9 protein-coding genes, 1 tRNA gene and 1 pseudogene are annotated in these 10481 nt (G+C 44.4%); 6 read left to right on the top strand and 5 right to left on the bottom strand.

Annotation, left to right across the window (positions count from 1 at the left end):
• Window positions 1-1525, bottom strand: a pseudogene (locus FWF39_RS06940) (hypothetical protein); the annotation flags it as partial.
• A 182-nt stretch (window positions 1526-1707) separates the two neighbouring features.
• Between FWF39_RS06940 and FWF39_RS06935 the strand changes: the two are divergent.
• From FWF39_RS06935 to amrB, 4 genes are all read left to right on the top strand, one after another.
• Complete coding sequence (locus FWF39_RS06935) at window positions 1708-1938, top strand: NifU family protein (RefSeq protein WP_343382714.1); 231 nt, start codon at window positions 1708-1710, stop codon at window positions 1936-1938.
• Window positions 1939-2212: 274 nt separating this feature from the next.
• Window positions 2213-3466 carry an enolase C-terminal domain-like protein gene (locus FWF39_RS06930; protein ID WP_343382713.1) on the top strand — a complete coding sequence of 418 codons (1254 nt, stop codon included), beginning with the start codon at window positions 2213-2215 and terminating at the stop codon, window positions 3464-3466.
• A gap of 16 nt (window positions 3467-3482) precedes the next feature.
• A complete protein-coding gene (gene rpsB, locus FWF39_RS06925; protein ID WP_343382712.1) occupies window positions 3483-4322 on the top strand; it encodes a 30S ribosomal protein S2 in 840 nt (279 codons plus the stop codon).
• A gap of 4 nt (window positions 4323-4326) precedes the next feature.
• A complete protein-coding gene (amrB, locus tag FWF39_RS06920; RefSeq protein ID WP_343382711.1) occupies window positions 4327-5184 on the top strand; it encodes an AmmeMemoRadiSam system protein B in 858 nt (285 codons plus the stop codon).
• A gap of 196 nt (window positions 5185-5380) precedes the next feature.
• On the opposite strand, the gene infB is transcribed toward amrB, so the two are convergent.
• Window positions 5381-7168, bottom strand: a complete 1788-nt coding sequence (infB, locus tag FWF39_RS06915; RefSeq protein ID WP_343382710.1) for a translation initiation factor IF-2 — start codon at window positions 7166-7168, stop codon at window positions 5381-5383.
• Window positions 7169-7369: 201 nt separating this feature from the next.
• Window positions 7370-7567 (bottom strand): hypothetical protein, encoded by a 198-nt coding sequence (locus FWF39_RS06910; RefSeq protein ID WP_343382709.1) that lies wholly within the window; start codon window positions 7565-7567, stop codon window positions 7370-7372.
• Between the two features lie 310 nt (window positions 7568-7877).
• Between FWF39_RS06910 and FWF39_RS06905 the strand changes: the two genes are divergently transcribed.
• Window positions 7878-7955: transfer RNA gene (locus FWF39_RS06905), tRNA-Pro, on the top strand.
• 335 nt (window positions 7956-8290) lie between these two features.
• On the opposite strand, the gene FWF39_RS06900 is transcribed toward FWF39_RS06905, so the two are convergent.
• The gene (locus tag FWF39_RS06900; RefSeq protein WP_343382708.1) at window positions 8291-9532 is read right to left on the bottom strand and encodes a hypothetical protein; all 1242 of its coding nucleotides are present in this window, start codon (window positions 9530-9532) and stop codon (window positions 8291-8293) included.
• Window positions 9533-9732: 200 nt separating this feature from the next.
• On the opposite strand from FWF39_RS06900, the gene FWF39_RS06895 reads away from it, so the two are divergent.
• Window positions 9733-10125, top strand: a complete 393-nt coding sequence (locus FWF39_RS06895; RefSeq protein ID WP_343382707.1) for a 30S ribosomal protein S8e — start codon at window positions 9733-9735, stop codon at window positions 10123-10125.
• Between the two features lie 27 nt (window positions 10126-10152).
• On the opposite strand, the gene FWF39_RS06890 is transcribed toward FWF39_RS06895, so the two are convergent.
• Complete coding sequence (locus tag FWF39_RS06890; RefSeq protein WP_343382706.1) at window positions 10153-10473, bottom strand: signal recognition particle subunit SRP19/SEC65 family protein; 321 nt, start codon at window positions 10471-10473, stop codon at window positions 10153-10155.
• Window positions 10474-10481 lie beyond the last annotated feature (8 nt).

Genomic DNA, 10481 nt, shown 5'->3' with positions numbered 1-10481 from the left:
TGGGTGTGGGTGTTGGGGTGGGTGTGGGTGTTGGGGTGGGTGTGGGTGTTGGGGTGGGTGTGGGTGTGGGTGTTGGGGTGAGTGGTGGTAATGGCGGTGGGTTAATGTCGGCTGATTTCGAGATTGATGTTATGCTGTTCCAGTCGTTGCTAAATTGAATGTCATACACTCCGTTTTCAGGAAAATTTTGGGTGACTTTTTGTGTTCCAAAAATAAATGCAATATTTCCTTTGATTATGGGAATACGGATTGAGTGGTTTGGATAATTAAATTGCCATTGTTCTGTTTGGAAGCATGTTCGATAATCGTGATATCTCTCCTCACTGGCGGGTATGTATAAGCTTCCTGTTTGGGGTATTATGCCATAGAGAAAGAGGGTCATGGCACCCAGCAGAGAGGCTTCGTCGTTGTATGTGCCTGGTCTGCCTGCGCTGATATCCATAAAGCTGAATTTGTTGTTGCTAAACAAACTGCTGCTTATAAGCCCCTGCCAGCCTTGAGTTAGCATATTTTGAAAGTTTGTCTGGTTGCCTTCCGTAAACTGTGTATAGAGCATTTGTAATGCTATTAGGTTGCCCATGGTTTCGAAGAGTCTTAATTGATTGTTGGTATCAGCATGTTTAATGACGCCGATACTGCCCCATCCCGGAGAACTGTATTGGTTAGTCAATAGTTTATTCTCTAAATCTGAGATAACCCTGTCGAAGTAGGGAATTGTGCCTTGAGTGTTTTGGTATTGAGTGATTATCTGAGCGAAATTGCCCATTTCGCATTCTACATATGAATTTTTGCCTGCGTAACCGTAAATTTTGCCGCCCCAGTGGTCTTGCGTGTTTTCCCAGGCATGCTCAGCGTAGGTTGTGGCGTTAGGAACACCGTTTAGGGCAAAGAGCAGAAATATACTTAGAGTTTCTGCATGTTCATCATAGTAGCGCGAATTGTATGAGCGTGCTGTGTTTTGTTGGGGGTTTATCCAGAGCATTTCTCCGCTTGCGCTTCCGAGGGGCGGAGCATTGTATGCTTTTGTAAAGTCATTGTATGCCGCAGTTATGTTCCAGTGGGGTACGTCTAACACTTGAGCATATCTATAGCTGTTTATCATATAGCGGTCATAGACGATGAAGCTGTTTGGAAAATCTATGCCGGTGTAGGTGAGGGGGAAGCTGCCAGTCATTGGTATGTTCTCCAGTGCTGTCTTTACGCTGGCAGTTATGGTTTGGGAGCTATAGTCATTGAGTTCGGCGAGGCGGGCTATAAAGAGGACTTCTTGATAGTTTTCGTCGTCTAGGGCTTTAGTTATGGCGTTGTCATAAACGATGGTGTTTTGGCGACAGAAGATTTGGTCATAGATAACGTTCCAAGGTGAATTTTCTTCTTGAATACCGCTTAGAACTGTGTTTATGGTCTCTGCTAAAGTTTCATAGGTAGCGGTGGTGGTTTGAGCAGACCCAACTGGCTGGAAGCTGGTAAGGGGTATGCTGACTAGAAGTATCAGAAGGACTGTTAGTACTGCTTGTTTTCTCATTTCTATCTGGAACTATGCGATTGAGTTGAATGCTAAAAACTTGTCGTTGTTCTATTGATTGAACGGTCCTGCAACTTTTTGGATTAGAGTTATTGGTGTAAGTTGTTTTGGGTCTAAGATGCACTGTATAACAGCAAGCTTTTTTATAGCCCGTTCCGTTTGGGTTAAAATTAGTGAATATTATGGTTGATTCAGTAGAGAAACGTGTTCAGCAGGCTCTAGAAGATATAAGACCTCAAATTCAAATGGACGGCGGCGACGTAGAGTTAGTTGCAGTCGAAGGATCAACTGTGAAGGTGCGCTTAGTCGGTCACTGTGCATGTTGTCCCATGTCACAGATAACACTTAAAAATGGAATCCAAGCGCACATCCAAGCAGTGGTTCCAGAAATCCAGAACGTAGAAGCCGTTTAGGGCCGCTACATATTTTTTTATTTTTTATAGCCCGATTTTTCAATACATTGTAGCTGTCGTAGTCAATTACTTGGTTTCTCACCACAAGCGGCTTTGTGTTCTCTATAGAAGGTTTGTATTGGTTTCTCTTTTATAGGAAACTCTGCCTGGGATCGTATTGGCGTTAATATCTGCTAAGAAACTTGCTGATTGTATGTGTGGTGATTGTAAAGTTGTCTTTCCGAAACCTAAAATAAGCCCCTGACAAAAATATAGCGTCTGAGGTTATAGTTGCGTGTCATCAATCATCGAGGACCTCATTGCTCGAAAAATCTTTAACAATCGTGGAGAAGAGACTATAGAGGTTGATGTTATCACCGCTGGCGGTTTTGGTCGTGCAGGTGCTCCTGCAGGTAAAAGCCGTGGTAAAACTGAAGTAGTTTACTATCCAACAGGTGGTGTGGAAGCGGCAATCAAAAAAGTCGATGAATTGATTGCCCCTGAACTTGCAGGGTTAAATGCTGATTTCCAAGAAGAAATTGATAACACACTCCACGAGATTGACGGTACTGAAGATTTCAAAAATATCGGTGGAAACACTGCTTTTGCTATCAGTCTTGCAAACGCAGAAGCTGCCGCGAACAGTCATGATCGGCTTCTGTTTGAGTTTCTAGGGGGTAATGTTGCAAACACTCTGCCCTATCCTTTGGGTAATTGTATAAGCGGTGGGCAACACGCACGAGGCAAAGTGCCCAGTATCCAAGAATATTTGGCTTTGCCCTATGGTGCAGAGAGTTTTGTGGAAGCTCAAACTGCTAATGCTCAAATTCATAAGCGCATTGGTGATGTTCTTAAAAAGAAATCAACTACCTTTAACGGCGGTAAAAGTGATGAGGGTGCATGGATAGCCAACATTACTACCGATGATGCATTTGAAGTCATGGCGCGGGCCTGTGAAGAAGTTGGTAATGAATTAGATTTTGAATGCCGATTTGGCATAGATGTTGCGGCTTCTTCATTTTGGAAATCTAAAGAAGAAAAATATGTCTATGAAAATGAGGGCATAAAGCGTGATACCGCAGAGCAACTTGAGTACTTGCTTAGCCTAGTTGAGAAGTATCATCTTGCGTATGTCGAAGATCCCTTCAGTGAGGATGATTTTGACAGCTTTGCAGAGCTCACTAATAAAGCGAAGAATTGCATGGTTTGCGGGGACGATTTGTTCACAACCAATACTGAAAGGTTAAATAATGGAATAAAGATTAACGCTGGAAATGCCATCATCATCAAAGTCAACCAGATAGGCACATTAACCGATGCAGCTGAAACAATCCAGGCTGCACAAAGCAACGGTTATGACGCCGTTATGTCTCACCGCAGCGGTGACACATGCGACTGGCACATTGCTCATTTGGCCGTAGCCTACCGATGCCCCGTCATAAAAACAGGCATAGTGGAAGGCACACGCATAGCCAAACTAAACGAGCTCATTCGCATCGAGCATTTCCTTGGCAGCCGCGCCCGAATGGCTGACTTAAACATACACTAAAGAGAAGATGAATAGAATGTCTGAAGACCAAGTTAAAGAAAACCTACCTGAAGAAACCATAGAGGAAACTGGCGAGGAACAAACAGAACCCTTTGAAACTGTTCCTCAAGAAGAAAGCATCGAACCCGCTGAGGATGTTTCCCACGAAGAAAGCATCGAACCAGATATCCCCGAATCCATCGATGAGGAAGAAGAAATTGAGGAAGACGATGATGAACCTCAGGAAACTCCACCCGAGGAAACTTTACTTCTGCCAAGAGACACCCTACTCTCAGCAGGTATTCACATTGGCACCCGAATGAAAACCCTAGATATGGAACCCTTCATCTACCGGGTTCGCCCAGACGGCTTATTCGTCTTAGACGTCAAAAAAACAGATGACCGCATCCGAACAATCGCCAAATTCCTCTCACGCTACGAACACGCCAAAGTCGCCGTAGCCGCAACACGCCTCTACGCACACGAACCAGTCAAAATGTTCTGCAAACTCACCGGAGCCACACCCATCATCGGTAGATTCATCCCCGGACAACTCAGCAACCCCCAATACCAAAACCGTATCGACCCCGAAGTCATCGTCGTATCTGACCCCCGCGCAGATGCACAAGCAGTCAAAGAAGCAAGCGACGTCGGCATACCCATCGTAGCATTATGTAGCACCGACAACGAATTCGCAGGCGTAGACCTAGTCATCCCAACCAACAACAAAGGCCGCCGCGCACTAGCAGTCATCTTCTGGCTACTAACACGCCAAGTCCTACGAGAAAGAGGCGAAATCGGCCCTGACAAAGACCCCTCGGTTAGCATCGAAGACTTCGAAGCTAAAGTCACACGTGACGACGAGGAGGACACCTAAAAGTTTGCCCAGCATTCGGCGTCCCATAGTTGCATCACAATTCTATGAAGGCAACGCCGAAGCGCTCCAAGCACAACTTACCTCCTGCTTTCTCCACAAACTTGGACCACAAAACCTCCCAACTATAAACAAAACAAACCACCCGCGAAAAATCGCGGGCTTAATTTGTCCACATGCCGGCTACATGTACAGCGGCCCCGTAGCCGCCTCAGCTTTTTATCAACTAGCCCAGGACGGCAAACCCGACACCATTATACTCCTAGGCCCTAACCATACCGGCTACGGCTCCGCCCTCTCCATAATGCGCCAAGGCCTCTGGCAAACACCCCTTGGCAACATAGAAATCGACACAACCACTGCCGATGCCCTGCTCAACAAAACCACCACCCTTGACATCGACGAACTCGCCCACCGCTTCGAACACTCCCTTGAAGTACAACTCCCTTTCCTCCAATTCCTCTACGGCAACACGTTTAAAATTGTACCCATATGCTTCCAAAGCCAAGACTACACAACAGCACTTGAAATCGGACACGCGCTCACTAAAACCATAGACACCACCAACACCCTTGTTATTGCCTCCTCTGACATGACCCACTACGAACCCGCAAAAACCGCAACCGCAAAAGACCAAGCCGCTCTAAAAAAAGTCACCGCTCTAGACGCCAAGGGCTTCTATGATATCATAGAAACCCAAAACATTACCGCCTGCGGATTTATGCCCATAACCAGTCTAATCACCTATGCTGCAGATATATGTGCAACTGCAGAACAACTCAGCTACCATAACAGCGGCGACATCACAGGTGACCCCTCAAACGTTGTTGGATATGCTGCCGTAAGCTTCAAAAAACAAAACTAATTACCTACCGTTTTACCCAACCCTTCGTACATGCACAACCAATCTACATCACACAGTTAGTCCTAACTTGATAGAAGTGTAATCGCTTAATACATAGCCTGACGGTGCTTCGTCGTTTCCTGCAGGTTATTTTTACGGTTCTCTCTTGTTGTTTTATGGGTGATATATGCTGTTTATTTTTTAGCTGTTTAGACGGTTATGTGGTGCCTGCCCAGAAGGGAATTTTTTTACGCATTAAATTCACGTATTCTTTGAGTATATCCTGTTCTTCTGAGGTTAGGTTCTCCAGTTGTGTTGTTAGCAGTGTTTGGGCATCTTTTTCAGAAACTTTGACATAGAGTATATCGCGCTCAAAGATGTGGCGTCCTGATATGGGTTTATCCATAGAGATTGCTACTTGTGCACCTTTTTTTGCTTCACCGATGGCTTTGCCTTTATCTTGGATTTGCTGAATTTCGCCAAGATCTGCGCCGTCTTCTGCTCGAATTAGTGAAACCTTGGGTTTTAGTCTCCCGCCTTGGATTTCAACACCTGCTACGAGAGGTTTAGCACGGCGGAATATGCAGTTGGGTAAAACCATGATTTTGCCGGGTTTGGTGAGAGCTTCAAATTCGGCTTCACTTTTGCTTTCACGTTTCTCTTTAACCCATTCTACATAGTTATCAATCAAGTTGTAGATAATGGGGTCGTTGAAGATTTTGATCCCGTTGGTTTCGGCTTCGATTTCTGCGTCTGGGAGCGTTTTTACGCCAAATGCTAAAATGGCGCCTACTAGGGGTTCTCGTTGTTTTACTACTGAGGCTTCTATGACGTCCCTTTTACTTATGTCGCCTATGTCGGCGCTTCGGACTTGTACGTTGTTGGCTTTGAGGATTTCTGCCATTGCCTCAAGTGAGCCCAAGGTGTCGGCTTTAACGATGACGCCGTCTGTTTCTGTGGTTATGCGGATTTTACCGATTTCTTCGGTTATGAGGCTGCAGTACTTCTCGGCTTCTTCACCCTCAGGTACTGCTAGTAAGGGTGCACCTGCTAAAGCGCCCTCTACGTCAGATGCAACGATTTTGACTCCTGCGCTGGCATAGACGGATTCAACACTTGTAAATTTGTCTCGTGGATCACGCATTTCATCTAATGGTTTGGGTACAAGTATGGTGCGGATACGTGTAGAGAGCGGGCCGTCTTTTCCGCCGACTACTATCATATCATCTTTGTGTAGGGTGCCATCGTAGATAATTGAGTTTAGGGTTAAACCTAAGCCGGGTTCTTCTTTTACTTCCAAAATGGCGCCCTTGGCGGGTCCATCAGTGGTTTGGAGGCGTTTTTTGAGGAATTGTTGGGTTAATCCAACCAGTACCATGATAAGTTCAGATAGGCCTTCGCCGGTTTTAGCGCTTGTAGGTACTAAGGCGATGTTTTGGGTGAAGTCGCGGATGTGGTCGAAGCGGTCGGTTTTAAATCCAAGCCGGCTAAAGTCGCCCATGACTTGGTAGAGGCGGTTGTTGAATTCTTCTTGGATGAAACTGGGTTGAGATGCATATGACTTTAGAAATGGTGTATTTTTCTGTGCTTTCCAGCCTGGGATGCGGTCAATTTGGTTAACTGCTACGATGAAGGGGGTTTTTCGAACTTTGAGGATTTCGATGCATTCAAAGGTTTGGGCCTCAAATCCTCGTATAGCGTTAACGACAAGTATGGCGATGTCAGCAACGCTTCCGCCTCTGCGGCGCAGATTTGTAAATGCTTCATGTCCCGGTGTATCTACTATGAGTAAACCTGGAATTTCAATTCCTGTTTTGAAACTGCCCATGTAGGGTCCGATGAGTTGCTTGAGTGTTTCCACAGGGAAAAAGCTGGCGCCTATATGCTGAGTCATGCCGCCTGCCTCACGGTACTGTACATTAGTTTTGCGCAGTTCATCAAGCAATGAAGTTTTGCCTGCATCTACATGTCCAAGAACACAAACTATCGGCTGGCGTATGGGCAAATCAGTTTCCTCCGGGTTTAAAGTTGATTGTATGCCTTTCGGCTTATAAATATCCTCATATACTTTTGTGTTTTAGCTCGCTTTTCAACCTTTGTTTACACGCAGGCTCCTTAACCGTTGAAGAAGGTGTGCGTCTAATGGTAACTTGAGTGGTGTACTGTTGTTGTTTGTAGAATCAGAAATGAAAAAAGAGAATAAGCCTTACTCAGCTGGCTTTATAAGAAGCAGAACGATGCCTGCTATCAGTAAAACAACGCTGAGGAATCCAAACAGCAAACCAAATCCGCCTATTGCACTTGTAGCTGTAAGGTAGAGTAGTACTGCGCCGATTATTATGAGGACTATTCCAAAGATCCTTTCATATAATGAAGCCCAGAATGGGTCGCCTTCTCCGCTCATGTCTTTTTGCTTCCTTGTCTATTCAGTTGTACGTTTCTCTGATATAAACAAGTGGGGTTATTTTAAATTATTCCATAAATACTTGTTCACCCCGTGGTTTTCTGTGGATTTATCGGTTGCTGCTAAACCGAGCTATAGCTTTTCTCGTTTTTTTCTCTTGTATCGCGGCGGATGATGTTTGATGTTCATATATTTTGCTTTTTTGTTTAAAGATGTTTTTATGGTTGGTTTGTAGGGAGGGTAAACTTGTTCTTTAGTTTGATAAGGTTTTTATGGATGTAGCGAGGAGATAGTGTTGCATCAATGGTTTGGGGCCTTCGGCTAGCTTGGTCTAGGCTTGTAGACTTGGGCTCTATAGACTCCGGTTCAAATCCGGGAGGCCTCACCATTTCATTTTACTCTGCGTGTTTGTTTTTTCTCATCTGTATATTTGAGAAAATCTTTATTGTTTTATTGTTCGCCTTTGATATGTGTGTTATATGCAAGTAGTTCAAACAACTCAACTGAAGCCAAATACATCTCGCGAAAAAATATGTAACGATCCGCTCTAAAACAATCAAAAAAGTGCTCAGAGAAGCCATTAAAAGCAAGGCGGAGGGTTGTGTTAACCCTAATGACCCAATTTTCACCCAACCCCAAGCGTAAGGCACACTGGAAAACAAGAAAACATTTCTGGAGAACACAAAAGATACCTCTACAGTTAACGTGTATAATTTTGGGTGGTTAGTAGGTACCTAGTAGTGTTGTGTAGTCCAATACGTATCCTACTATACCTGCTATATAGGACAGTATCCATAGAATTATCATCAGCTTTACTATCTTGTTGATTTTTGCTGAGTCAGTGGTTGCGTTGGGACGCCAAAGGGCGATAAACCAAACTCCGAGTGCGAGTGCTGGGAGTGAAAGTACGCCATGTGCAATAAATTCTGCGATTTTGAGCGGTGAGTTGACATAGGTTGACATTGAACTGCTGTCTGAGGGCGACCACATCGCGATAACTGAGGCAAAACTAATCAACGTGGCAATAATCACAGTAGCCATCAAAAGGCCATATATGAAATGTTTGCCGATTTTTCTAAATCCCAGGCTTACCAAAAGCAGGCTCAACCAGACACTTTGCATAATCATGTTGGTTTCTGTGGTACTCAAACCCATGTTCATCCAAATTGAGGGTACGACTATAGCGGAGAATACCACAACGCCCACAATTATGGCGGCCGAGATTATTCGTTTTGATAGCAGAGGGTAGCGTAAACTAAGTTTTGTTATTTTTTCTCGTTGCCAAATAATCAGAGCTGAAACTGAGGTCACAACCACAAAAACTAAACCTGAAATAACTAGCGCAAAAACTGATTGCTCCAAACCAAAAATCTGTCTGCCCCATAAGTTGGTGGCAGTGGCTTTGATGGTTGTTGTCAAGTTATCAAAGTACCATCCATCTGGGTTTGTATAGTTTTGAGCAACTTCAACTGATCCGATAAAGAAGCCTGTGGCTTTGTCCCATTCTTTGATCTGTCTTATTGAATCATTTCCGCACGTTATAGTCCGGGTTGCGCCCAGCACGGATTTTTGCTCTTCTCGCTGGATAGTTACGTTTTGGGGTTGTGAGTAGTCAAAGAACGTGTCGCCGGGGCTAAGATTGGCTGGGATGACTGTCCATCCGCCTGTATTTCCTTCCGTAAAGTTGAATTTCCAGACTGCGCTACCCCTTGTTTCGTTGGTGTATATGACGCTGACATTTATAGAAAACGCGGATCCATCAACCGATAAAACCTCCATTCGAGCCCATCGCACATCATGGGATGGCGGCACGTTGCCTGTTCCAGTGGTGGTGATGTCATATTCTATCCAGTCCCCTTCTTTAACACCCACTGATTGGTCTGTGTAGGCATTGGCTGTGAATAAAGCAAATAATGTAAGACAAAGTGTTAGGCTCGCAAACGCTAAGACTGTTGCTTTCTTCATCTTAATCAATAAACTGGGCTAAAGAAAGTTTAAAAACATTTTCGTCAAATAAATTAGAGTTTTAAAAGAGATTGTCCCATAGTAATTAGAAATTGTGTCGTATATTTTGATGGCGTATGGAACGGTTCCTCTGAAACGGTATGTTTATATTGAATCTCCGAGTTTAGTGACTACGCAATTTAGTGGAAAGATGGTAGAATATGTCTACTCATAGTAGTTTACGTAAAAGGAAACTTTCAGGCGGCAAAAAACGCGTTTACCGCACCAAGAAAAAGTACGAAGCCGGCGGATACCCAGCAGAAACAGTGCTCGGCACACCTAAACGCAAAACTAGTCGCACTTTGGGCGGAAACACAAAAATCAAAGTTCTAACTGACAAATACGCCTCAGTAACTGACCCCAAAACCGGAACAACAGAAAAATCTGAAATCGTCCGCGTAGTTCGCAACGGAGCCAACGTAGACTATAACCGGCGCGGTGTCATCACAAAAGGCGCAGAAATCGAAACAGCCCTTGGCTTGGCAAAAGTTACCAGCCGGCCCGGAAGCGACGGCGTCATAAACGCCCTACTCATAGGCAAAGAAAAAGCCTAAATTTTTAATTTTTATTTTTGTCTAACTTTATTTTCGTTTAGTAGGTTGCTCTGATGCCTGCTGATTTTTAATCTTTATCAAATGCTTGGAGAGTTTCTTAATTATAGCTTCCTTGTTTTCTTGTTTCTCCACAATAAGCATACCCATTTTTGCCCAGGGCATTTTGGGATAATGCGCTTCAAGGTTAATCTCGTTTTTAAGCCCCACCCTATCCGCGGCTTCTTTAATTTCCACTATTTTAGGCAAAAGAACAGCTTGATTTTTAGCAATACGGCGGCCTTCTTTTCGGCTCCGGTTTTGGTCAAAGTATATCGGCCAGATAATGACTTTATTGTTGAGTTTGCGCATTTCTCTCA

This window comes from Candidatus Bathycorpusculum sp. (assembly GCF_009778815.1).
Lineage (GTDB): Archaea > Thermoproteota > Bathyarchaeia > Bathyarchaeales > Bathycorpusculaceae > Bathycorpusculum > Bathycorpusculum hydrogenotrophicum.
The sequence above is the reverse complement of the archived record's forward strand: the minus strand, read 5'-3'. Positions and strand labels throughout refer to the sequence as shown.